General features: G+C 63.8%; 12 protein-coding genes, 2 pseudogenes and 1 riboswitch. Of the genes and pseudogenes, 6 read left to right on the top strand and 8 right to left on the bottom strand.

The features are described from left to right. Nucleotides 1–138: 138 nt before the first annotated feature. The 3 genes and pseudogenes from NX05_RS20110 (at nt 139) to NX05_RS20120 (ending at nt 2,600) form a co-directional block, all read left to right on the top strand. Nucleotides 139–888: an IclR family transcriptional regulator gene (locus NX05_RS20110; RefSeq protein WP_010374400.1), complete on the top strand. Its 750-nt coding sequence runs from the start codon at nt 139–141 to the stop codon at nt 886–888. Continuing rightward, nucleotides 889–1,762 (top strand): annotated as a pseudogene (locus NX05_RS20115) (S41 family peptidase); the annotation flags it as partial. Nucleotides 1,763–1,841: 79 nt separating this feature from the next. Continuing rightward, nucleotides 1,842–2,003, top strand: a riboswitch (yybP-ykoY riboswitch). A 12-nt stretch (nt 2,004–2,015) separates the two neighbouring features. Next, nucleotides 2,016–2,600 (top strand): manganese efflux pump MntP, encoded by a 585-nt coding sequence (locus NX05_RS20120; RefSeq protein WP_010374404.1) that lies wholly within the window; start codon nt 2,016–2,018, stop codon nt 2,598–2,600. A gap of 178 nt (nt 2,601–2,778) precedes the next feature. On the opposite strand, the gene NX05_RS20125 is transcribed toward NX05_RS20120, so the two are convergent. Further along, nucleotides 2,779–6,231 (bottom strand): hybrid sensor histidine kinase/response regulator, encoded by a 3,453-nt coding sequence (locus NX05_RS20125; protein WP_172645711.1) that lies wholly within the window; start codon nt 6,229–6,231, stop codon nt 2,779–2,781. Nucleotides 6,232–6,973: 742 nt separating this feature from the next. Between NX05_RS20125 and NX05_RS20130 the strand changes: the two genes are divergently transcribed. Further along, nucleotides 6,974–9,616, top strand: a complete 2,643-nt coding sequence (locus NX05_RS20130; protein WP_039437541.1) for a glycosyl hydrolase 115 family protein — start codon at nt 6,974–6,976, stop codon at nt 9,614–9,616. A 102-nt stretch (nt 9,617–9,718) separates the two neighbouring features. Here NX05_RS20130 and NX05_RS20135 read toward each other — a convergent pair whose 3' ends face one another. Both NX05_RS20135 and NX05_RS20140 read right to left on the bottom strand, forming a co-directional pair. Then, a complete protein-coding gene (locus NX05_RS20135) occupies nt 9,719–12,118 on the bottom strand; it encodes a GH36-type glycosyl hydrolase domain-containing protein (protein WP_039437641.1) in 2,400 nt (799 codons plus the stop codon). A gap of 2 nt (nt 12,119–12,120) precedes the next feature. Continuing rightward, nucleotides 12,121–13,503, bottom strand: a complete 1,383-nt coding sequence (locus NX05_RS20140) for an MFS transporter (RefSeq protein WP_039437543.1) — start codon at nt 13,501–13,503, stop codon at nt 12,121–12,123. A 157-nt stretch (nt 13,504–13,660) separates the two neighbouring features. Here NX05_RS20140 and NX05_RS20145 point away from each other — a divergent pair, with 157 nt between their 5' ends. Beyond that, nucleotides 13,661–14,245, top strand: a complete 585-nt coding sequence (locus NX05_RS20145) for a gluconokinase (protein ID WP_010381320.1) — start codon at nt 13,661–13,663, stop codon at nt 14,243–14,245. A gap of 848 nt (nt 14,246–15,093) precedes the next feature. Further along, a pseudogene (locus NX05_RS20150) lies at nt 15,094–16,824 on the top strand (outer membrane protein assembly factor BamB family protein). Between the two features lie 334 nt (nt 16,825–17,158). On the opposite strand, the gene NX05_RS20155 reads toward NX05_RS20150, so the two are convergent. From NX05_RS20155 to NX05_RS20175, 5 genes are all read right to left on the bottom strand, one after another. Next, nucleotides 17,159–17,386: a hypothetical protein gene (locus NX05_RS20155; RefSeq protein WP_011257273.1), complete on the bottom strand. Its 228-nt coding sequence runs from the start codon at nt 17,384–17,386 to the stop codon at nt 17,159–17,161. Next, entirely contained in the window at nt 17,367–17,816 is a 450-nt protein-coding gene (locus NX05_RS20160) for a 3-dehydroquinate dehydratase (RefSeq protein ID WP_039437546.1), read from the bottom strand. The genes NX05_RS20155 and NX05_RS20160 overlap by 20 nt, the downstream gene beginning before the upstream one ends. Nucleotides 17,817–17,826: 10 nt before the next feature. After that, complete coding sequence (locus NX05_RS20165; protein ID WP_039437547.1) at nt 17,827–18,255, bottom strand: hypothetical protein; 429 nt, start codon at nt 18,253–18,255, stop codon at nt 17,827–17,829. Nucleotides 18,256–18,890: 635 nt separating this feature from the next. Beyond that, the gene (locus NX05_RS20170) at nt 18,891–22,745 is read right to left on the bottom strand and encodes a translocation/assembly module TamB domain-containing protein (RefSeq protein ID WP_039437549.1); all 3,855 of its coding nucleotides are present in this window, start codon (nt 22,743–22,745) and stop codon (nt 18,891–18,893) included. Beyond that, nucleotides 22,742–24,523 (bottom strand): autotransporter assembly complex protein TamA, encoded by a 1,782-nt coding sequence (locus tag NX05_RS20175; protein ID WP_039437550.1) that lies wholly within the window; start codon nt 24,521–24,523, stop codon nt 22,742–22,744. The genes NX05_RS20170 and NX05_RS20175 overlap by 4 nt, the downstream gene beginning before the upstream one ends. Nucleotides 24,524–24,902: the final 379 nt, after the last annotated feature.

The following is a 24,902-nucleotide window of genomic DNA, read 5'->3' on the forward strand; positions in this document are numbered from 1 at the left end:
TCGAGCGAGCGTACTGCGCAGGCCAGCGCCATGCAAATATAAAATCTTTGTTTATATTTGCACTGACCCGCCCCACCTGACCCCGCGCCGCGTTGCCTGTACCCTGGCGCGCCGCACCTTGCCTGGACCTGCAAACGGATGAGCACCGAACCCGCCAAGTACCGCGCGCCGGCCCTGGACAAGGGCCTGGACATCCTGGAGCTGCTCGCCCGCCAGGCGCAGCCGATGAGCATGGGCGCGATCTCGCAGGGCATCGGCCGCTCGCGCGGGGAGATCTTCCGCATGCTGCAGGTGTTGGAAGAGCGTGGCTACCTCACCCGCGACGGCGAAGGCGATTACGTATTGACCAACCGTCTATTCATGCTCGGCATGCAGCAGCCGCATGTGCAGAGCATCAGCGAAGCCGCGTTGCCGGTGATGCGGCGGTTGTCCGATGCGATCTACCAGCCGTGCCACCTGGTGGCGCCGTCCGGCGACCAGATCGTGGTGATTGCGCAGATGGATGTGCCCAGCGATCTGGGCCTGGTGGTACGCCCGGGGCATCGTCGCCCGTTGACGCATTCCAGCTCCGGGCTGGTGCTGTTCGCCTTCCAGCAGCCGGAGGTGCAGGCGCGCTGGCTGGACATGCTCGATGCCAGCGACGTGCCGTTCGAGCGCGCGCAGTTCCTGGCCGCCGCCGCGCAGGCACGCCGCGATGGTTACGCCATGCAGCCCAGCGAAGCGGTAGTGGGCGTGGTCGATCTGACCGCACCGATCCTGCAACGCGGCAGCGCCAGCTACACGCTCACCGTGCCCTTCATCGAACGGCGCCCTGCCCTGGTAAGCCCACAAGCGGCATTGCAGGCCCTGTGTGCGGCGACTGCCGAGATTTCCGGCGGGCTGCACTAGCCGCACGCAACCCAGCACCGCGCACTACCGGTACAGGGCATCGACGCGGCGCAAAGCAACGCGATGGCGCCCCAGCGTGCACGCGACAGCGCAGCGCCGGCATGGACGCTGACGATGGACTCGGCCGACCTGGCACTCCTGCGCATGCCCGACTGGGCGCTCTATGACAGCCCCTGGGATTGGCAGGCCTTTTTGGCCAGCAGCTGCACAGGCCTTGCCGAGCGTCAGGTGCCTGCGTTGGTGATCGATCTGCGTGGCAACGAGGGCGGGCTGGATGTGGCAAGCGTGCTGCTTGGCTATCTGGCCGCAGGCGAGGTCGCGGTGTCGCCGCTTCGCAAATTGGTGCGCTATCGCCGCTTGCCCGATGCGTTGGCGCCGTATGTGACCACCTGGGACCGCTCCTTCCGCGACTGGGGCGCGCGCTGTCGCCTATGACACGCGTTTCTACACGCTCGATTCCCCGCACCCTGCAGCGCAGCGCTACCTGCCACTGCACACGCCCCACTTCAACGGCCGGGTATTGGTGTTGATCAGCGCCGAGAACAGCTCGGCTACCTTCGACGTTGCACAGCAACTGCAGCGCAACGGCCTGGCCACGCTGGTCGGCCAGCCCACCGGCGGCAACCTGCGCGGCATCAACGGCAGTGCGTTTTTCTTTTTGCATCTTCCCAATTCGCAGATCGAAGTGAATCTACCGTTGGTCGCACAGCTTCCAACCAGCCCACAGCCAGGTCCCGGCGTGTTACCCGACGTGCCGGTAGACATCACCACGCAGGATCTGCAACACGGACGCGATGTGGAAATGAACACGGTACGCGCCTTGCTGCGCGGCGATGGAACACCGCCGGTGGCCCACCATAAAGTGCCCGAATAGCCAAGGCTATAAAGATCAGACCAACCTTCGCGTGCAGTGCAAACGCACCGAACGCGGCAATGCGTTGGTACACTGCGCGCCCCTTGGGGAGTAGCCTGCTTTCGTCCATCGAAAGCGCCTGTATCAACATACTCGGCCAGTGCGCCGTGGTGCAGGCAACCAGTTTCGGTTTGGCGAGACCAGCGGCATGCGTGCACGACGACGGTTGGCGCGGGCGCATGCCGTTGTGACCGTGCCCAACCCGAGAGTGTCGATGTCTCCTTTTTCCATCGTGTTGATCGGTTTTGCAATGTCCACCGACGCGTTTGCCGCGGCGATCGGCAAGGGCGCGGCAATGCGCAAACCACAGTGGCGCGATGCGCTGCGTGCCGGTTTGATTTTCGGCTGTATCGAAGCCATCACCCCGGTGATCGGCTGGCTGCTGGGCCGGGCCGCATCCAGTTATGTGTCTGCCTACGATCACTGGATTGCCTTCGTGCTGCTGGGTGCATTGGGCACGCATATGATGATCGCCGGCCTGCGCAATGGGCCGGACGACGACGCCGGTGCAGACGCCGAGACGCCGAAACGGCATGGATTGCTGGGCTTGGCCACCACCGGTTTTGCCACCAGCATTGATGCGATGGCGGTTGGCGTCAGCCTGGCGTTTCTCGATGTGCACATCGGCGTGGTAGCCGTCGTGGTGGGTCTGTGCACCTTCAGCATGGTCACTGCAGGCGTGATGCTGGGCCGCGCGCTCGGCAATCTGATCGGCAAGCGCGCCGAAATCTTGGGTGGATTGATTCTGGTGATCGTCGGCAGCGTGATTCTGTACGAGCACCTGGGCGGGGCCGCGTAAGCATCATCTATCGTAGGAGCGCGCTGGCGCGCGATGAAGCATTATCGGTAACGCTTCATCGCGCGCCAGCGCGCTCCTGCAATACATGGCCTTGCTCTACACGCGAGGTAAGCATTGCCATCTTCAAGGGTTGCCGCATGCATCCCTGCATATCGCAGTAATGCCAGCACAGTGCCCGTCAGCGCTTCTTCGCATCGTGATGCGCACTCAAAAATGCACGTAGCGATGCCGGCTTCACCGGCTTGGTCAGCAAGCGATAGCCGCGTTCGCGCGCGAGCTGCTTGAGTTCGTCACGGCCGTCGGCGGTGAGCAAGGCGCCGGCGATCGGTGCGGGTGCAGCGGCTTGCACGGCGTCGAGCGTATCCAGACCATCCATGCGGTCGTGGAGGTGGTAATCCACCAGCATCAGGTCCGGCTGTTCGCGCGCACGTTCCAGTGCCTGGTCCACGGTGCTGGCGGTGATCACTTCCACCTGCCAGCGGCCGAGCAGCGCGCGCATGCCATCGAGAATTTCGCGGTCGTTATCCACGCACAGCACGCGCAGGCCGGCCAGCGAATCCCCACTGGGCGATGCACGTGCAGCCGTCATCGGCAAGGGCGGTGGCACCGGAGCCGGCGCCACACGCGGCAACAGGATCGAGAACATGCTGCCGCGGCCGACCTGGCTGCGCGCGCTCAGGTCGTGGTCGAGCAGGCGCGAGATGCGTTGGCAAATCGACAGACCCAACCCCAGACCCTGCTCGCCCCAATCGAAGGGCTGCTGATAGCGGCGGAATTCTTCGAAGATCTGCCGCATGTGGTGTTCGGGAATGCCCGGGCCGGTGTCCCACACCTGCAGCTCCACCTGCTGCCCGCGCCCGCGCATGCCCAGTACGATGCGGCCCTGGCGCGTGTAGCGCAGCGCATTGGCCAGGAAGTTCTGCATCACCCGGCGCAACAAGCGGCGGTCGCTGCGCACCCAGATCGGGCGCACATGGACCTGTAGCTGAAGACCACGGCTGGCCGCCACCGGCGCGTATTGCGCAGCCAATTCATGCATCAGTGCGCTGGCGTCGAAATCTTCGACCGTGGGGCGTAATCCGCCGGCATCCAGACGCGAGACATCAAGCAGACCATCAAGCAGTTCTTCAGCCGCACGTAGCGAGGCATCCACGCGCTCGGCCAGATGCCGCTGTTCTTCGTTGTTCTGATGACTCTCGCGCAAGGCCGAGGCGAACAAGCGCGCGGCATTGAGCGGCTGCAATACGTCGTGACTGATGGCAGCGAGAAAGCGTGTCTTGGATTGCTGCGCCAACTCGGCCTCGCGCGAGCGATCGGCCACGCGTTGCTCGAGATTTTCGTTGGCATCCAGCAACGCACGTTCGGCGCGCTTGTAGTCGGTGATGTCGTTGTAGCTGGTGACGTAGCCACCGCCCGGCAGCGCCTGGCCGCGCATTTCGATCACCTTGCCGTCGCTGCGGGTACGCTCGAACACATGCGGCGAGCCGGCGCGCATATGCCGGATGCGGCGGTCGATCTGGTCTTCGATATCGCCCTCGCCCAGTTCGCCACGCTCGGCGTTGTAGCGGATCAGATCGGCGACCGGGCGGCCCACATACAACATGCCATCGGGATACCCGAACAGCTGCTGATAGCGCCGATTCCAAGCGGTCAGGCGCATGTCCGGGTCGACCACGCTGACCGCCGCGCTGATGTTTTCCAGCGTGGTGGACAGGATCTCGCGATTGAAACGCAGTTCCTGGCCGGCTTCATCCAACACCGCCACCACTTCGCCCAGATCCATACCCGAACCACGCAACAGGCTGGTCAGTACCAGGCGTGCGGAGGCGGCGCCAATGGACGCGGCCAGCAGGCGTTCGGTGAATTGCACCCAGGCACGGTCGGCCACCACGGTGGGCTGCAGTTCGCGTTCCAGTAGCGCCGCTTGGTCGACGAAGGCGCGATGCGCATGCCGCTCACCCACCACGCGCTCGGCCAGTGCCTGCAGATCGGCCACGCGCACATGCCCCGGCCAGTCGCCGGCCACCGCCGGACGCTGCGCATACGGGTCCAGGAATGGCGCTGCACGCAGCCGCTCGTCCACGCCGGGACGCCAGCGCGCGGAGACCAGCATCATCGCGCCAACGTTGACCAACAACGACCAGAACGTGCCATGCGCAAGCGGGTCCCAGCCGCGCATGCCGAACAACTGCTGCGGTTGCAGCCAGGCGATACCGAACGGCCCATCTACCAGCCACTCCGGCTGCAGCCAACCGGCGCGCGTGGCCGCCGGCAACAACAGCGTGTAGATCCAGGTCATGAAGCCGAGCACCATGCCGGTCTCCACGCCCTTGCGGCTGGCCCCGCGCCAATACAGCCCGCCGATCACACCCGGCGCGAACTGCGCCACCGCGGCAAATGCCATCAACCCGTACGCGGCCAAGGTAGTGTCATTAGCGACGCTGCGGTGATAGCCGTAGGCAATCAGTGCCAGCAGCAGGATGGCGACACGACGAATCCACAACACCCGCGAAGCCACCGCCGCGCGCGCGTCGGCGCTGCCACGGCGGCGCAGCAGCACCGGCATCACCAGGTCGTTGCTGACCATGGTGGCCAACGCGATGCTGGCCACGATCACCATGCCGGTGGCCGCCGAAAATCCGCCAACGTAGGCGACCAGTGCCAGCACCGTGTTGCCCTGGCTGAGCGGCAGTGCGAGCACCACTGCATCGTCCACCACTGCACTGCCCTTGCCGAACAGTGCGATGCCGGCCGAGGCGATCGGCATCACCATCGCCGAGATGATCACCAGATACGCGCCGAAAAACCAACGTGCGCGGCGGATGTCGCCCACGTCGCTGCATTCGACCACCGCCACATGGAATTGGCGCGGCAGGCAGATCACCGCCAGAAAACTCAGCAGCGTCTGCGAAATGAAGCCCACCGACGGCGTGTGTTCGAACAGCGTGCGCGCCGAATCGGCGATATGCAGTTGGTGGTCGCTCAACCACAGCCACGCGAACAAGCCAACCGCCACGATAGCGACCAGCTTGATCACCGACTCCAGTGCGATTGCCAGCATCATGCCGCGGTGGTGTTCGGTGGCGTCCACCTGGCGGGTACCGAACAAGGTGGCGAACAAGGCCATCAGCAACGCCACGTACAACGCCGGGTCGGCGAAGATGCCGCGCCCGGCGCTGCTATGCCCGGTCAACACCTCCAGGCTCATGGCCACCGCTTTGTACTGCAGCGCCAGGTACGGCACGATGCCGACCAGCGCAATCACCGCCACCAATGCGGCCAGCCGGCGCGAACGGCCATAGCGCGAGGAAATGAAATCGGCGATGGAGACAGTGTTTTCGGCACGGGCGATCAGCGCCAGACGCTCGATGATGCGCCAGCCGAACAGCAGCAATAACAGCGGGCCCAGATAGATCGGCAGGTAGCCGATGCCGTTGCGCACCGCCGAGCCCACTGCGCCGTAGAAGGTCCACGACGAGCAATACACCGCCAACGCCAGGCTATAGACCGCCGGCCGCAACCATGGCCGCTCCGGGTACAGCGGACGGCGGTCGCCCCACCACGCCACTCCGAACAGCAGGGCTGCGTAGCCAACGGAAACCAGCAGCAGGATCCAGCTCGAGACCAACATGTCCTCCTACACGGCGCAGCGCCAGGCCTGGAGTTTACGCAGTCGTGCACGTTGGCGTTGCGTGCGCCGCATCCGGCGCCGGGCAGCGGTCAGGCACATGGTTGCGACGGCGTTCGTGCCTCGCCCTGCCAGGCCGCTCACGGGGTTGGACGAGCGCGCTGCGCTCGCTTCGCTGGTCATCGGTCATCGCAGACACGCAACACACACCCGCGCCCATCGGATTGCCGGCATGTCGTTGGGCGGTTTCTCCCTGCCGGTGGGGTGACCCGAAGCCCGTTCACACGCGCCAAGACAGCCAACACGCGCAGTGCAATCACAGCCGTCGGTGCTGCACGATCATGGCCGCAGCACACCGCAGCTGCTGAGCGATAGACGCCGCGCAACTATTGCAGCCGCGTCTGCCAGGACGCTTGATGTTAGCGCTATCACGACATACTGTCTGTCCACGTTGAATCGGACGAGGTGCCGAGACGTTTCTTGCGACGTCGGTTTGCATGGCACGGTTTGATTGCCACGCAACGCTGTCGTCCACGCCATCCGCGTGATGCCAGTCATCGCTGCATTCCAAGCATGACAGTCAGCAACCGCAGTGCGCTTCGGTCACGCGATGGAGCGCGGAGCAGCGAGCAGGCGTAACACATGTCACCGCGGTAAATCGGCCGCGCCCTTCTCGCACAACCGCAGTCGATACGTGCATCGCACCACATCCATCAGAACTCAGCACCGCATGCGTAGAGAGCCCATGTCCGTTCCAGCAAGAACACAGACCTCGTCAATTGCGCCGCTGCGCGCGCGCTCCCTACTGATCATCGCGATCGGCCTGTTCGCCGCCGGCGGTGCGTGGGCCTGTAACTCGCCGGTGTCGGTGTGCGAACGCGACAGTGCCGGCGCAGTTGCGCTGATCCGCTCGGAGGTGCCGGCCACGGTCGTGGTCGATGCATCGGCCGACCTCGCCGTGCGCTCGGTCGCCGATAATTTCGCGGCCGACCTGCAACGCGTCGCCGGCCGCAACAGTGGCGTGACCACCGACTTGGCTACCGTCCGCGGAACGGCCGTGATCGTTGGCACACTCGGCAAGAGCCCGTTCATCGATGCACTCATTGCCGGCGGGAAAATCGACAGGGGCGCTTTACTGCAGCGCTGGGAGGCGTACACCCAGATCGTCGTCGATCACCCCACGCCACAGATTGATCGCGCGCTTGTCATCGTCGGTGCCGACCGCCGTGGCGCGGTATTCGGCACCTATGATGTTTCAGAAAAGATCGGCGTGTCGCCCTGGTACTGGTTTGCCGACGTGGCAACAGCGCATCGCTCCAACCTGTTCATCACCCGCGGCAGCGTGTCGGATGCGCCGAAGGTGCGCTACCGCGGCTTCTTCATCAATGACGAAGATCCCGCCTTGAAGGGCTGGGCAACCAAGAAATTCGGCGGCGTCAATGCGAAGATGTATGCGTATGTCTTCGAGCTGGGGCTTCGCATGAAGGCCAATTATCTGTGGCCGGCGATGTGGGGCAAGGCGTTCAATGTCGATGATCCCGACAACATGGTGCTGGCCGATCAGATGGGCATCGTCATGGGCACCTCCCATCACGAGCCGATGATGCGCGCGCAGAAGGAATGGCATCTCAAGAGCATCCCCAACAGCGGCGGTGCCTGGGACTACACCAGCAATGCCGCCAATCTGCGCGCCTTCTGGAAGGGCGGTATTGCGCGGATGATGTCCAAAGGCGATGGTCAACGCTACGACAGCCTGGTGACCATTGGCATGCGCGGCGATGGCGACGAACCGATGGCCGAAAGCACGGCAAGCCATTTGCTGGAACAGGTCGTCGCAGACCAGCGCGCCATCATTGCCGAGGTGACGCAGGCACCGGCCACGCAGACGCCGCAGGTGTGGGCGCTCTACAAGGAAGTGCAGGACTACTACGACCACGGCATGCAGGTTCCCGACGATGTCACCCTGCTGTTTTCCGACGATAACTGGGGCCAGATTCGCCGTCTTCCGATCACTGACCTGCAACGCGCCGGCGGTTATGGCGTGTACTACCATTTCGATTATGTCGGGGTGCCGCGTAACTACAAATGGATCAATACCAACCAGATCGAAAAGATCTGGCAGCAGATGAATCTGGCCTATCAGCGTGGCGCACGGCAGCTCTGGGTGGTCAACGTCGGCGATATCAAGCCGATGGAATACCCACTGAGCTTTTTTTTGAGGATGGCCTGGAATCCGGAGGCGATGACGCCCGGTGCACTTGCGGCGTATCCGCAACAATGGGCACAGGCATCGTTCGGCACTCCGCATGCCGCGGGCATTGGCGCGTTGATGACTCGCTACAGCACGCTGGTTGCGCGTAGAAAGCCGGAATTGATCGACCAGGATACGTTCGCCCTCGGCGAGGGTGCACCGGCCAAGCTCGACGGCGGCGAGTTCGGCGCGATCGTCGCCGAATGGCAGGCGCTTGAACAGCGCATGCTTGGCGTCAAAACGAGCTTGCCGGCCGACCAGCACGATGCCTACTACCAGCTGATCGAATACCCGATCGCCGCAGTGGCCAATCTCTACCAGCTCTATTACGCGGCCGCGTGGAACAAGCGCCTTGCCGCAGGCAACGATGCGCGTGCGAACTACTTCGCCGATACGGTCGAGACCACCTTTCAACGCGATCAGGCACTGACGCAGCGCTACCACACCATCAGCGGTGGCAAATGGGACGGCATGATGAATCAGGTCCACATGAGTTATGTGACCTGGAATGACCCTACTCAGCAGTCGATGCCATTGATCAGCCGTGTGGGCGGCGACACGCCGCCCGACCGGATCGCCCGCTCCATCGCGTTCGCACCGCCTGCCGCGCAAACGCCAGGAGTGATCGCGATCGAGGCACCCATGTTCTCGCGGGTCACCGCCAACAAGGGCCTGCAGTGGACCGCGATCCCCGCACTGGGACGCACGCAAGGCGCCGTGGTCGCACTGCCGCAGGGCAAGCCCGCCACCGCGGCCGAGGACCGTGTCGCTGTGGAGTACGACGTGGTCGTCACCACGCCGGGCACGGCGACACTCGGCCTGTATCTTGCGCCGACGCTGGATACGTCCAATCGCGGGCCGCTCCGGCTCGGCGTATCCATCGACCATGGTCCGGTGACCACCGTCAGTTCGGACTTGCAGCCGACCGGCGGGGCGCAGAACCTGCCCGCTGAAAAAGCCTGGGCAACCGCGGTGCAGAACAACGCGGTGTTCCTGTCGGCACAGATGGGCGCGCTGGCAAAGGGGCGGCACACGATCAAGGTCGTCAGGATCGACGACAACATCGTCCTGCAGAAGCTCGTGCTGAGCACCGTGCCGGTGCCTGCGTCCTATCTGGGGCCGGCGCCCACACATTGACGCGAGACTGGCTGGAGAGCGTCAAGGATGCTCTCCAGCCATTTCGGGGTGACTATCGGTAATGTCGGGATGGATCTTGGCGTCCGCCGAGAGAGCCTCATCTCATCCCGGCAACCGCACCTCGACCCGATACACCTGCCCACTCACGATGTTGCGAATGCGCTGCTCCGGACAGGCCTCGCCATCCACCATCACTTCCATCGCAGTGCGGCCCGCCTCGCGCATCAGCGTGACGTTAAAGTCCGCACCACGGAACTGGCGCGTCGCACGCGCGTGCGGCCAGTGCGATGGCAGCTGCGGGCGAATCGCCAGCGCGTCGCCCTCGCCGACCAGCCCGAACAACCCTTCCAGCACGCAGCGATACACCCACGCCACCGTGCCGGTGTTGAACAACTGACTTGAGCGCCCGGCCGTGCGCGGATACTGATGCCACGCGCCGCGGTAGTAGTTCGGTAGCGACACCGGCAGATGGCCGCGTTGCAGCACATCCTCGCGGGTCGGCCCTGGCAGCAGCGCGCGCAGGATCTCCCAGGCGCGGTCGGCCTCGCCAATCTGGTACAGGCTGTACAAATAGAATGCCGCCGCGTGGTTGTAGACCGCACCGTTTTCCGCCGCGCCCGGCCACTTCTGGGTTAGCCGGCCCACGTCGTCGCGCATATGCGTGTACGCCGGCGCTAGCATCACGGGGCCATACGGGGTGTGCAGCTGCTCGCGCACTGCCTCCAGCAGTGCCGTACGTTGCTCTGCATTAGCGGTGCCGGCCAGCAGCGCGAAACTCTGCGGATTGAGATAGATGCGCCCCTCTACATCGTCGGCGATGCCGAAGCGCACGCCATCGTCGGTGATGCCGCGCGCATACCAGTTGCCGTCCCACAACTCGCGGTTGGCATCGGCGTTGATCGCGGCAACCGCCTCGCCGAATGTCTGCGCCTGCGCGCTGCGGCCCTGCGCGGTGCAAATCTCCGACCACAGGCGCACTGCATACGCGGTGGCGACCGTGAGCCAGCCGGACACCCCCTTGCCGCGCCAGCCGACCATATTCATCGGGTCGCACCAGTCGCCCTGCGCGATAAAACTCAAACCACGTGCATCGCGCGCATCCAGCAGCCATTGCATCGCTGCATCCAGGCGCTCGGCCACGCTCAGGCGCTGCCCGTCGTGGGTTTCCACGATCGCGTCCAGGATGCTGGCATCGCCGGTTTCGGCCAGATACGCGCTCAGGAAGATCGGCAACCACACGCAGTGGTCGGTATGCGGCACCTGGTTGATGTATTTCAGCTCGGCGCCTTCTACCAGCAGAATGCCGTCCGGCATCGCGCCACTGGGTTCCTGCTGCGACAAGGCATGCAGCAGCGCCGCGCGCGCGGTGGCCGGCTGCAGATAGGCCATGCCCATATGGTCCTGCAGATAGTTGCGCGTCTGCGGATCGGTGGTCAGGCGATTGACGTCGCCGTGGTAGAACACCTGGCGCGGCAACCAGTGGTTGACCAGATTGTCCAGCGCCGCATCGGGTGTTGCGATCTGCACGCAGCCACGGCCGGCCTGCAGATAGTCCGCATACTCTCGTGCCGCTTGTGCAAAGCCGGCTTCCGACAAATAGCGCGCGCGCAGCGCGGCAATTTCGGCATCGTCCTTGGCCGGCCCGAATGCGAAGCGATACACGCTGGCGGCATCGGCGTCCAGCATCAGCCGGTATTGCAACGCGGCGGCTGGCGTTTCGTAATGCGCATCGTGGTTGCCCAGCTGCTCGGCCTGCACCGCCGATGGCGCGTGCAAACCACCCTCGCCTTCGAATGCCGTCTGCTGCGCGTCCCAGGCCACCGGCGTCTGCTCGTGCAGCAGGAAGGTGCAGTCTTTGAAATCGCGCTGGCGGAAGTAATCGTCCACCTTTTGATACGGCGCCACGCTACGGCAGACGATGCCGCCCAGGGCCGGCTCATAACCGCCGGATTGATGCATCCACGACATGTAGCCAACCGGGAAGTACGCATACAGGCTCAGCCTGCGCGCGCGCCCGGAGACGTTGTGCACACGGCATTCCCACAGCTCCACCGCATCGTCGGTGGGCAGGGATACGCACAACTGCACCACGATGTCGTCGTGCCGCACACGCCAGCGCACATCGTGCTTGCCGGCAGAAAATTCGAACGCCTGCGGCTGCGCGCGCACCGGTTCGTGCGGCACCGAGTACACCGCGCCGGTGTCTTCATCCTTGAGATAGAAGAAGCGCCCGGGATGATGCGCGTAATACGGCTGCTCCGGCATCATGAAGTTGCGCGCTTCCAGCACCGGCGCATGCGCGTATTTCGAGGGTTCCGGCTGCATGAACTGGCCGGTGGCATAGCCGCGGCAGGTCAGCTGCAGCATCATGCGGCGGTTCCACAAGAAGCCGCCGGCATTGGGCATGGCGGTCGGGCTATAGAGCGCGTAACGCGCACCATCGGCGCTGGGCGCCATCAAGCTGGACAGCGCATCGGACGTAGCAATGGGGGTTGCAGACACGGTCAAGAGTGCTCCTGTTCGTCGCGCTTGCGCGCGGCCAGTTCGTGCTGGATGCGGCTCAACAAGCCATCGTCCAGTGGATAAAAACGCATGGTCCATGCAGCCAATAATGCGACCGCACCAGGAATCACCGTCAGCAGCAGCACGATGCCGGTCAACGACCCGGTGGACTGCGCAGTGTTGGCGACATACCCCATTGCGGCCAGCACCCAGGCGATGCCGGCAGAGGCCAGCGCGCCGCCGAGCTTTTGCGAGAACGTCGCAGCCGCAAACGTCATCGCCGTGGCACGGCGGCCGGTGCGCCATTCTGTGTAGTCCGCGCTATCGGCATACATCGAAAACGCCAATGGCGACTTCGGACCCAGCGCCAGGCCGATCAGTATGTTCAAGGCAAACACGGCCCACACCGCATCGGCAGGCACAAAGAACATTGCACAGCTCAATAAGCCAACGAGCACCATCAGCCCGCACATCAGCCGGCGCTTGTCCCAGCGCCGCGTCAGCATCGGCGTGATTGCCGCACCCACGCCCAAAGCCACCGAATAGCTGCCTAAAAACAAGCCCACCAGATCCGGGCGTTGCACGTAGTACTTGAGGTAATACACGCCAGCACCGCCGCGCATGGTGATCGTGATCATGATGATCAACGACAGCACGAACAGCACGCACCACGGCTTGTTCTGCAACAGATCGGCGATGTCACGCCGGATCGGTGTGCGTTGTTGCGGCGGCGGTTGCACGCGCTCGCGCGTGGTCAGCGCCACGGTGACGAACAACAGCATCGCCACCGCGCCGTACAGCAACATCGTGCGCTGCCATCCCAGTGCATCGTTGCCTGCGCCGAACCAGCGCACCAAGTCCATCGTGAAGTAATTGACCAAGGTGGTGCCTGCAAACGCACCGATGAAACGCAGGCTGATCAGGCCGGTGCGCTGCTGGCTGTCGGCGGTGATCACGCCCGACAACGCCGAGTACGGAATGCTCACCACCGTGTACGCCAGCATCATCATCAGGAAGGTGATCGTGGCCCACCACATGCGCCCGTGTTGATCCAGATCCGGCGTGGTGTAGGCGAGCACACCGGTGGCTGCCATCGGCAACGCGCCCCACAACAGATACGGGCGGAACTTGCCGAGCCGGCTACGCGTGCGGTCGGCCAGTGCGCCCATCGCCGGGTCGGCGATCGCATCGGCGATCTTGGTTAACAGGATCATCGTGCCGACGGCAGCAGCAGGCAGGTGCATGGTGTCGGTGTAGAAAATCAGCAAGAACGCAGAGATGTTGGCCCAATACAGATTCAGACCCAGATCGCCGGCGCCATAGCCCAGCTTTTCGCGCCAGCGCAGGCGCGCCGATGCAGGAGACGTTACGGGCGATGACGTCATCGACACACCTTGAAATGCGTTGTACCCGGCCGAGCACGCCGTTACGCTGGGTGCTCGCGCACCTGGCGAGGAGCGCCGACGCTACACCACGCGTCGGCTGCCGCCAATGTGAAATCCACTCGAATGCCGAATCGATCCAGAGATATAACCTGCCGTGATGGACACCGCCACACACGCCACGCCCGCGTCCGCTTCGCCGCTTGCCATCGTGGTGATGGGCGTGTCGGGCAGCGGCAAGACCACCATTGCGCAGGCACTTGCAGCGCATTACGGCTTTCGTTTTCTGGATGCCGACGACTATCACAGCGTGGCAGCACGCGCGCAGATGGCGGCCGGCCAACCGCTCACCGACGCGATGCGTCTGCCATGGGTGGAGCTGCTATCGGCGACGCTGCGCGATTGCGTACAGGCCGGCGAATCGGTGGTGCTGGCCTTCTCCGGTTTGCGCAGCGCGCATCGCCAATTACTGCGCAATAGCGGGGTGCCGATGCGCTTCGTATTCCTGCACGCAGCCCCGCAGGTGATCGCCGCCCGCTTAAGCACCCGCGCTGGCCACTTCATGCCACCCACGTTGCTCGACAGCCAGCTCCAGACGCTGGAGCTGCCGCTGGACGAAGCGGACGTGGTGTCGGTGGACGTGGATGCCAGCGTTCCTGCCGTGGTGCAGGATGCGATCGCCCAACTGGCAGCAATCGATCCCGCTGCAGTGCAGCATGCTTCACGCGCGTCGGAGCGCTTGTAAGTCGGTGCAGATGACTTGCATGAAGCGTGAGGTGATTTCCGCTTAGTGCAGTTGCTTGCGTGTGCGTCGTGCGTCGTGCGTCGTGCGTCGTGCGTCGTGCGTCGTGCGTCGTGCGTCATGATGCTGCCGCTGCTGTGTCGCGATGGGCAATACGTCAGATCAATAACGCCTTTGCGCATCATTACCGCAATGCGCGCAGACAGGCACGCTGCAACGCCGCCTGGTGCGCTTGCTGTCGCGCTGGCTTCGTCGCAGCCAATGCGCGTGCAACCGCATTCCGCGCGCAGCGACTGCGCCGCCAGAAGCTCCTCCCTTCTCCCCTCGGGAGAAGGTGCCCCAAAGGGGCGGATGAGGGTACGGGCCACGCATGCGTGCACACGCCACACCATGAGCACCACGCCGCACCGCACCGCACCGCACCGCACCGCACCGCACAATCACCCGCAAGGTACTGCGCGTATCAACTCGATGTCCACATCACGCACCAGACTCTTGTCGCGCCCTCTTCTATCGCACCCTCAATCGCAGCAAAAACCCACCACACAAGGTTGCGCGAAATTTCCTGGTTACTTCTTGCAAACCGCTGTCATCCGCACACATTCAACGAGGCCGCATCAATCATTTTTTCTATCGCGATCGCGCAAGATAGTGATGAACCATCACGATTGGTGCGAATAACGAACCGATTGAACGCAAATTTTTCGAGCTGGTCGTACCAGATGCAAACGGACCCGACCGATTTCTGAATGCAGCGCGGCTTAGGTGTTGCGCGGTCACGTTAGTCGTCCATCGTTCGGTCAGCAGATCCGGGGGGATCCAACGCTTCCTTCTATCTAGGACATGCCGTGATGACCAATTCCAAACGCCGTTTGCGGTTCAGCAGTGTGACGCTCGTTCCCTGCCTGCGCTTCAGTGCAGTGGCTTTCGCCCAGTCTGGTGCCACCACCGCGCGAGAGCCGGTATCGTCCCTGGATACCCAGGCATTCGCACGCTCCGGCGAGGTCTGGCGCAGCTTCGGTCAAGACCTGCCCTTCGCCAGCCCCAGCAACTGGACCACCGCCGGTGGCGGCTACTTGAACTCGCGATTCGCACCAGGCGAGTGGAAGATCAATCGCACCACCGCCAAGACCCTCAAGCCGGCGTGGACGCTGACCACCACCGGCGATATCTCGGCCACGCCCAGCGTCGAAGGCGGCACCCTGTATGTGCCTGACTGGGGCGGCACGCTGTATAGCGTGGACACGCAAACCGGCAAGCCGAACTGGCAAGCCAAGCTGTCCGATTACACCGGCAACGCCAACTCGGTGACGCGCAATACGCCGGCCATCAGCGCCAAGAGCATCATCGTTGGCGACCAGGTCGCCGGCACCTTGCTGGCGCTGGACAAGAAGACCGGCAAGCTGCTGTGGAAGACCACGGTAGAAGCCAACCCGCAGGCGCGCATCACCTCCGCGCCGGTCATCTACGGCAACCGCATCTACGTCGGCGTGTCGTCCGGAGACTGGGGCAACCTGGCGGTCAACCACAGCTTCAGCTTCCGCCGCAGTGTGGTGGCGGTGGATCTGAACACCGGCAAGAAGGTGTGACAGTTCTACAACCTGCCCGAGGGCTACACCGGCGCGTCGGTGTGGGGCCAGGTGGCCATCGACCCGATCAGCCGTCGCCTGTATTTCGGCACCGGCAACAACTACAACATTCCGCAAGGGGTGGGTAACTGCATTTCCAACGCGCGCTCTTATCGCGGCAGCGAACTCACCGTGCAGGATGAGCTCAACTGCATGGCACCGGACAATTACGTCGACTCGGTGATTTCGTTGAATCTGGATACCGGCACGCTGGTCTGGGCCAACCGTGCACAGGGCTACGACGCGTGGAATCTGTCCTGCGTCATGGCGCCGACCAACGGTCTGTGCCCCAACACGCAGGCAACCAACCTGACCGGCCCGGATTACGACTTTGGCGGTGCTGGCGTGCAACTGTTTGCCGTGCCGCGCAACGGCAAGTTGCAGCAGTTGGTCGGTGCCGGTCAGAAGAGCGGCATCTACTGGGCCTTCGACGCCAAGACCGGCGCCAAGGTGTGGTCGACCCAGGTCGGCCCCGGCGGCACCACCGGCGGGGTGGAATGGGGTACCGCGTTCGACCCGTACAAGTCGCAGGTCTACGTGGCTATCAACAACAACTCCAACGCCACCTATACGTTGGGGCCGGCGAACGTCCAGACCCATAACGGCGGTTCGTGGGCCGCGCTGGACGCAGCAACCGGCAAGATCAAGTGGCAAGTCAAGGTGCCCGGCATCAACCCGGTGAATCCGACCGTGCCGGCGGGCGGCCAGGGCTCGCTGACGGTCTCGCCGAACCTGCTGTATGCCGGCTCGATGGCGGGCAATATGGTCGCACTGGACGCTGACACTGGCGCCACCGTGTGGAACTACAACGCCAGCGGCTCGGTGATCAGTTCTCCGGCCATCGCAAACGGCGCGCTGTACTGGGGCGCCGGCTACGGCCGCTTCAACTTCGGCACAGCCGCCACCGGCAACCAGCTGACCAAGTTCGTGCCGGATAACGCGGCAGCCAAGTAAGCGAAATCTGCAGGGCGGTGTTACGCCGTCTTGGCAGTACCACGACACCGCCGCCTTTCGGGCGGCGGTGTCTTTTCAGCGTTCGTTGTTGGGCTATGCGTAGTTGCAGCGCAACACGAGCGAAGCGCCAATGCAGTGCCATGCCGTCTACAGCGATCAAGCTACATCTGCGCGTTAAATACAAATAGCGGCTACTAAAACTTCGGGCGGTCGTCAGTTGGGTGCGGACGGCGCGCAGCAACCGCAGCGCACAACTGGTGCACGCCGCACCGAGCAGCGGCCGCACCCGCTTAGTGGTTGCGTACTCGTGTTGTTCGCTGCTCCAAGCTCGCAGCTAGAGCCGCGTGACCTGGCATAGGCGAATTTGCCCTGCTTCCAATCCATGCGCCTCGGCCGCACGTCGGCGCAGCGCGCATACCAAACCGGCTGCATCCAGCTCGCCATCGGCTGGTACGTCCACGCTATGCGCCAGCTGTCCCCACAGCACCGGCCGACCGTCGCAATAGCCTTCGTAATCGGCGAAGTAATGCAGCTGGCGCCGCTCAGGTCCCGACGTGGACATCGCCCTGGATCTCCGTGCAGCCCAGATGTTCCAGCGCAATCTCCAGCCCTAGCAGATAGCTCTGCGCGCAGTAGCCATGCACCGTGGCGATGCAGTGCCCCAGACCATGCGGCAGGCAGCGTTCCGGGCGGTCCACGCTATCGTCATGCGTTTCGACATACGGATAAGGCAAATCGCTCAGCACGCGATGCAACCGCGCGCTGTCCACGCAACTGCCCGGATCGATCAGCGCGATCTCCATCCGCGCCTGACCGGCCACACGTAGCGCATCCAACAGGTCCTGCTCCGAGCCACAGGCACGCAATGCCACCGTCTTGCCCGCATCCCCGGCACAGGCCACCAATTGACGGATGACAGCGCGAGGCAACGGCTGTGGCCCACGCACCAGCGGCATCGCCGCCTCCGGCCCACGCATGATCATGATCGACATGGCGTCCTCCTCAGGCAGCAACGCGCAACGGCGCGCGCATCGACGGCAGACACCGCGCGGCAATGCCGAGCGACATCGCATATGCACGCGGCGCATCGTGCGGCGTGATCACCACCGCCAACGGCGCATGCTGCGGATGCAGCCACGGCTCCAGCTCCTGATCGGCATCGGTATGCAGTTCGATATACGGCGTAGGCAACGCATCCACGGCGGCACGCAAGGCCCGCGCGCAGCGACGTTCGGACAAGGGCAGATCGCCCGAATCCAGCAACACCAGCTCCACCTCGGCATCGCCACCGGCCGCATGCAACTCGGCAATCAAGCTATCCACATCGGCACACGCCAACGTGCGCAACGCACGCCCGGCACACTCAGGCAACTGCATCGGCAGCAACGGCGCCGGATCGGCCTGAGGACCTCGCAAAATCAGGATACACATCGTGTTCGGCTCAACGCACCACAGTGCGGGAGTGCCAAGGTAGGCCTGGCCGGCATAAAGGGGCTATTCGCGCGCCGGGGGTGGGCATAAAGAGTGCGTAATGGCGCGTTTTTCACCGGCATGAACCGTCCAACGCCGCATTGATGCCGATGCCCAGCGCAGGTAAAGCTAAAAGCTATTACGCCATGAGAACTTACTTCAGCAAAGCTTGCACCTAACGCCTACACATTTTCGAGTAATCGATTGCGAATGCCACCAGCAGCACCACTTCCGAGAAGCAAAACAGCTTTACTCCTTTGGTCAATGCCGACTCCACTTCCAACCACTGGAGCATCAGGAAGAACACCGAAAAAAAGACAATGTAGCCGACCGATAGCCCACAACCCTTCTACGCCATTTCCTTTTTGCCCAGCTCTCATCCGTTGCTTGCCCGCCTGGATACCTGAAAAATCATTGTGCACATCGACTGGCAGGTCGATGAGGAACGAGCACAAATAAAGTCATCTTTCGCTACCACTCGGGAGGTAGACGCAGATGCAAGCGGCGCAGCCCTGTCTGCATGCAACAAGAGCTGCACGCTACATGCGGCAGACGTCAAAGATTGACCAGTAGTTTCTGCCAGCAAATGTCGCGCGCTACTTCTCCCGCCGCCAATTCACCGACCCCTTGGTCTCGACGGTGCTGGATTCGGCTTCAATATCGAAGCCGCGGCTGAGCAGGTATTTGAGCGTCAGGACCGAGCCGCCGCCGATCATCGACACGCCGTAGCCGACGTAAAGTTTGGGCGAGAGATATTTGCCGAAACCGACCACCGAGCCAAGCGTGCTGGATTGACTGACGCCGGCTTCGTCCAGGCCGAGCTTGGCGCCGATCTGCGAGGCGATCAGGCTGCTGCCTGCCGACAGTGCCGCCGAGGCGGCGCTGACCTGTTGGGTTTCGTCGCTGCTGGCCGTGGACAGGCCGCGGCCGAGGACCAGGTACGACAGCGCTTCGGATTGCGACATTGCCGGTTCCGACCATACATCGGCGCGCGGCGATTCGGCGCGGCCGCTGACGTCGATGCCGGCGGTGACATCGCCGATCTTGCGTTCGGCGCGCAGGCTCACGCGCGGGTCGGACACAATATTGTTGTTCCAGGTCAGCTGGCCGCGGCTGATGGTCAAATCCTGGCCATAGGCCTTGTAGCGGCCACGCACATCCAGCCCGCCGTTGGCGGTCATTTCGCGGCCCGGGCGTGCGCGAATCTGCATCTGCCCGCTCAGCCCGCCCTTGAGACCGAAGCCGGTCATGTTGACCTTGTCGCCGAGCACAATGGCCAGGTCCATATCCAGTGGCGATGCCGGGGTTTGTTCCGGATCTACAGGGTCCAGCACCACCACGTCTTCAGACACCGAGGTGCCGCGGTCCAGGCGTTCCAGGTCGATGTCCGCTTCGGGCACGGTGACCTTGCCACGCAGATGCATGGTGTTATCGGTAATGCCGAACTGCATATCTGGGTTGGCGATGATGCGCAGCTCGCTGGTGTTGTAGGCCAGCACGTTGTCGCCGCGGATATTGAGCAGCAGCGGCGTGCTGGTACCGAACCACGACAACCCGCCATCGACCGTGAGCGTTCCGGGACCGGACTTGGCCGACGCGGTGATCTTGGCCGAGCCATCCGGCAAGGCATCGAAGCGGCCCTTGCCTTCGCTCAGCGTCAAACCCATCGACGGATATTCGGCGGTAAAGTTACTCAAGGTGGCATCGCCGCCCAGCAGCGGTTTGTCGCGGGTACCGCGCAAGCTCACGTGGCCTTCGACCAGCCCCTTGGGCTGCACCACATCGGCAATTACCAATTCGAGCCAGTACAGCCGCGACATATTGAGATACAGCTCGCCGTTGAGCGGTGCGTACGCATCCCAGCCGGTGTTGAACTTGGCATCGACAAAGCCGGCACCCTGGAAGCCGATACCGAGCTTGCCCTGGATCTGCTGCGGGGTGAAATCGGCCTGCATGCTGAACTGGTCGTAGCGCAGCAACTCGCCGCGATTGGGATTACCGGCCACTGCCGCGTAGCGGGTTTCGCCCAGACGAATGCCGCCCTCGGGCGAGGCGATGCGCAGGCTGCCTTCCCAGGCGTTGCCGCGTGGTTTGAAGCTGCCGTCCAACGAGAGTTCGCCACGCAGATAAATTTGCCGGCCTTCCTGCTTGGGCAGCCACGGCTGCACCAGCGACAGCGGCAGTGCATCCCCGTGCACCACCATGCCCTCGCGCGGCCAGTTGGCGCTGGCGCAGAGTGCGCCACCGGTGGCTGCGCCCAGGCAGGTGTCCGACAAGGTGAAGGCCGCGCCGTCGGTGCTGAACTGCGCCGGCTGACGCAACGCCCAGGCATCGCCCTTGGAAGGCGCAATCCGCAAGGTGGCGACCTGGCCCTGCCAGCGCTCGCCGTTGCGCCGTACATCGCCCTGCAAGGCAACGCTGGCCATGCTGTTGCCGATGTCGGCATCCAGCCGCAAGGCTTCCACCGCGCCGCGCGCCTGCACGCGCACGCTGTCCAGCACCGCGCCGGCTTCGATGGCGGTGCCTTGCAATGCCAGTTGCCCATCGCTGCCGCGCCACGGCAGCCGGCCACGCAGGCTGATGCTCTGCGCGCTATAGGTGTTCCAGCGCAGGCCATTACCGGTGATGTCGGCGGTGATGTCGGGTGCGTCGCGCTTGCCGCTGACCTGCAGTTGCCCACGTAGTACGCCGGTGGCGCCAGGCAGCACATCTTCCAGTTGCAACGGCTGCAGCTGCGCGGCGATATCGAGTTGGTCGCCCACCTTGCCCTTGGCGTTGATGCGGCTATTGCCCAGCGCCAGTTGCAGTTCGCCTTCGGCCTGTTCGCCGCGCAACGCGAATTTGCCATTGGCCGACAGCGCGCGTTGACGCAGCTGCCCGGTCAGGCTGGGGATGTCTGCGGTGGCTTCGAAGCCTGGCGAGACGCCGCCCGCAGGTGCCGGCAATTGGCGGCCCTTGGATGCGATCTTGCCGGACAGATTGCCGTTCCAGCCCGGCACGAAATAGCCCGGGTCGAACTTGGCCAACTGCGCGTTGACATCCCATTGCAGCTCCGGCGCCCAGACCACTTCGCCGGTGAGATCCAGCGCGCCGCCCGGCGTTTTCGCCTGCACCTGCTTGAGTTGCGCACGTTGGTCATTGCCGCGGCTGTCGAACACCAGTTCGGCCTGCTGACCATCGCGCTCGACCGTGGCGCGGCCAATCGCGGCCCATGCCTTCAAGGTGCCGGCCACGCCCAAACGTGCGTCCTTCAACTCCACCGGCACCAGCGGCGCCTCGGGTGTGGCGGGGTCCGCCGCCGGCGTGAAACGCAAGCCGCTGGCATTGACCGCAAACCGGAAACTCGGATTCTGGGGATCGCGCAAATCGGCGGTGCCACGCAATTGCGTGCGGCCTTCGAAGGTGTCGATCACCAACGGTTCGACTGTGAGTACCTGGTCGGCCAGGGCGATATGCGACGGCTGCAGCGTGGCGTTCAACTCACCCTGCTTGACGCTGCCGTGCAGATCGGCGTTGCCGCCCTTGCCGGAGGCCTGCAGGTTCAGGGCGATCGGCGTGGCCGGCGGATTGGGTTGCCCCTGAGCGGCCGGAATCAGCAGCGAGGTATCCAGCGCCTCGGTCACGGCCTTGAACGCCCAGGTCGGATCATCGCGACCGGTAAACACCAGGCTGGCCTGCAGCGGTGCGGGCGCGCGGCCGGCAATGGCCACTTCCATCTTGTCCAGATCACCGCGTGCCACCAGCCCGAGGCTGGCCGGGGTCCGCCCGCGTGCGGCCGGTAGCACCGCAGTGGCGGTGAGGTCGGCGCGGTAGTCGTCGTTGGGCACGTAATCGCCGTGCAGACGGAAGTCGCCCCTGTCGGTGTCGATGACCAGATCGCGCATGCGCAGCTCGCCGGTGGCGACATCGATCCCGCCCTGCACCTTGTGCAGCACGATCATCGGCTGCTGCAGCTGAGTGACGCGCAGGTTCTGCACATCGATCTTGTCGGCCTGGATCGCCAGCGGCACGTTGATTTGCGGTAGCGACTCGGGCCAGCTGGGCAGGGTGAATGGTTCGTCGCTCTTGCCCAGATTCAAGGTGGCATTGCTGACCTGCACCGCGTCCAGCTGCAGCTTGCGCCCAAGCAGCGGGCGCAGATACGGCTCCAGATACACGCGCTCGGCAGTGAAGTGGATGTCCTGATAATGGAAATCCACATCGCGCAGGGTCAGCGGGCCAGCTACCGGGCCTTCGACCTTGCCGTAGGTAAAGGTGGCGCCCACCGGCAGGCGCGCAACCACCTGCGCCAGCAACACATCGCGGCCGGCCACGGTCTGCAGCAGCCAATAGATCGTGATTAAGGCCAGCAGCACCAGCCCGAGCACGGTCAGGCCTGAGCCCACCCAGAACCGGCGGCGGCGATAGAAGCGCGCGCGGGGCGGTGCGGCTGGCGGCGTGGGTGTGCTCACAGGTTGGCCCCGATATCGATATAGAGCTGAAACTGCGAGTCGGGGTCGTTCAAGCCATGCGCGATATCCACCCGCACCGGGCCCACCGGCGAGCGCCAACGCAGGCCGAAGCCGACACCCGTGTGCCAGTCTGGCCGGTCATCGAACGCGCTACCGCTGTCGACGAATACCGCGCCGCCCCAGGGGCCGCCCTTGAGGTAATGCTCGTACTCGGCACTGGCGGTGACCACGTTCTTGGCGCCGAGCGCGAATTCGTCGGGCTTGGGCGTACGCGGGCCGACTTCGCGAAACGCATAACCCCGAATGCTGTTCGCGCCACCAGCGAAGAAGCGCAGGCTTGGCGGCATCGCGACCAGATCGCTGGTCCAGGTGGTGCCGCCTTCGCCGCGCAGGATCAAACGGCTGTTGTCGCCAGCGCCCAGAAACCAGCGTAGCTGGCCGTATACCTGCCCGAAGTTGGTATCCGAGCCGGCACCCTCGGCACCGCCGCGAATGAACATCTGGCCCGACACGCCGCTGCGCGGAAACAGCCGGTCGTCGACGTTGATGTAGTTGGCCTGCAGCTGCGGATAGATCAGCGTGGAGGTTTCGTACACCGCGCCTTCGAAATCGTCGCCGCTGCTGAAACGCCACCGCTCGCGCAAGGCGTTGATCGAGGCAATCGCGCTCCAGCGCTCGTTGATCTGGCCGCTGCGGCTGCCGGTGAGTTTGACGTTGCGCAGGTCGATGTAATCGGTCTGCTCGTCGTACAGCCGCGCCGAGGCGGTGTACCAGCCATCCAGCCAACGGAACGCCGGCACGCGGTAGCTGGTGGTCAGGCTCTTGCGGTTCTGCGCGTAGTCCAGCTGCGTGTCCATCTTGTGGCCGCGCGAGTTCACGTAACGCCGCTCCACGCCACCGCGCACACCGGCGCCGCTCTCGCTGCCGTAGCTCAAGCCGGAGGTGTACACGGTGCGCTTGGCGCGGGTAAGTTTGACGTCCACCGGCACGCGGCCCTGGTCGTCGGCCTCTTCGGGCTTGGGCTGGATATCGATGGTGCTGAAGTAATCCAGCTTGGTCAGCGACTCGCGCAGCCGATCCAGCTTGCCTTCGTGGTAGTAGCTGCCCTCCTCCCAGTACACCAGCGGATCGAACAGGCCGTCGCGGAAGTAGTCGTAGTCGAAGCGCACCTTGCCCATGTCGTAGCGGCGGCCGCTGTCCCAGTTCAGATCGATGTCGGCCGCATGCTCGGCACGCGTGATCGCAACGCGGCGCTGGGTGAAGTCGGCATCGAAGTAGCCACGCTCGGCCAGGCGCCGGGTGATGCGCACCTTGCTGGCTTCGTATTGCGGATGGCTGAAGACCTGCCCCTCGCGCGGCTCGAACTGCTTGAGGTCCTGGCCCAGGTAGCGGTCCTGCTCGGCCCAGCCGGAGATCGAGATATGCGAGGTGCGCACCCGCACCGGCTCGCCACGATCCACCGTGATCACCACGGTCACCTTGTCGCCTGCACGTGGCGCAGCCAGCGTGATGGTCGGCGAGTAATAGCCAAACGGCTCCAGCGCCTCACGCGTCTGCCGCTCGGCTTGTGCCAGCAGATACTCCAGACGCGACTCGCCTTGCTCCTTGCCGACGGCCTCATAGAGAGACAAAGAGACCTGGATGTTCTCGATCATCTCGGCGTCGTCGCCGTTGTCCAACCCCTTGATTTCGATCTTGTCGATGGTTGCCCGAGCAACCGCTTGCAGCGGAACGAACAGGGTGCACAGCAAGGAAAGAGCAAACGCGACTTTAAGCATCTGCAAAGGATACCCAGCCTTGGCGTGAAGGGCTAAAAAATGTGAGCAGACGCGACTATACGGGCCGCGCAGCCTTCTTGAGCCGAGATTACTTTAACCTTTTCTTCACACTCCCACCGCCGTTCTGTCTCGTCGAATTAGACAGGATTTGGTTAGGCCGGTTGCTCCGCTTGAGCTCGCTGTGTTATAGCTTGCGAGTCGTAAATAGAAGCACGTTCCGCTTTCTGCACTTAAACAACACGATCAACTCAATAGTCGCCCCTGAAAAACCCCAACCACCCAACGACCGCAAGGCCTTGATGTCTGCACCGGCGTGCTAAAACTACCAGTGTTCGCTACGCTGAAGGCTGGTTTCTTGCAATTTCCGCCCATGCGTACA

This window comes from Xanthomonas vasicola, from assembly GCF_000772705.2.
GTDB lineage: Bacteria > Pseudomonadota > Gammaproteobacteria > Xanthomonadales > Xanthomonadaceae > Xanthomonas > Xanthomonas vasicola.

Bases quoted from the DNA above. Each gene is read 5' to 3' on its own strand.
- NX05_RS20140 (WP_039437543.1), bottom strand. From the start codon at position 13,503: ATGACGTCATCGCCCGTAACGTCTCCTGCATCGGCGCGCCTGCGCTGG.
- NX05_RS20110 (WP_010374400.1), top strand. From the start codon at position 139: ATGAGCACCGAACCCGCCAAGTACCGCGCGCCGGCCCTGGACAAGGGC.
- NX05_RS20165 (WP_039437547.1), bottom strand. From the start codon at position 18,255: ATGTGTATCCTGATTTTGCGAGGTCCTCAGGCCGATCCGGCGCCGTTG.
- NX05_RS20175 (WP_039437550.1), bottom strand. From the start codon at position 24,523: ATGCTTAAAGTCGCGTTTGCTCTTTCCTTGCTGTGCACCCTGTTCGTT.
- NX05_RS20130 (WP_039437541.1), top strand. From the start codon at position 6,974: ATGTCCGTTCCAGCAAGAACACAGACCTCGTCAATTGCGCCGCTGCGC.
- NX05_RS20160 (WP_039437546.1), bottom strand. From the start codon at position 17,816: ATGTCGATCATGATCATGCGTGGGCCGGAGGCGGCGATGCCGCTGGTG.
- NX05_RS20155 (WP_011257273.1), bottom strand. From the start codon at position 17,386: ATGTCCACGTCGGGACCTGAGCGGCGCCAGCTGCATTACTTCGCCGAT.
- NX05_RS20120 (WP_010374404.1), top strand. From the start codon at position 2,016: ATGTCTCCTTTTTCCATCGTGTTGATCGGTTTTGCAATGTCCACCGAC.
- NX05_RS20125 (WP_172645711.1), bottom strand. From the start codon at position 6,231: ATGTTGGTCTCGAGCTGGATCCTGCTGCTGGTTTCCGTTGGCTACGCA.
- NX05_RS20145 (WP_010381320.1), top strand. From the start codon at position 13,661: ATGGACACCGCCACACACGCCACGCCCGCGTCCGCTTCGCCGCTTGCC.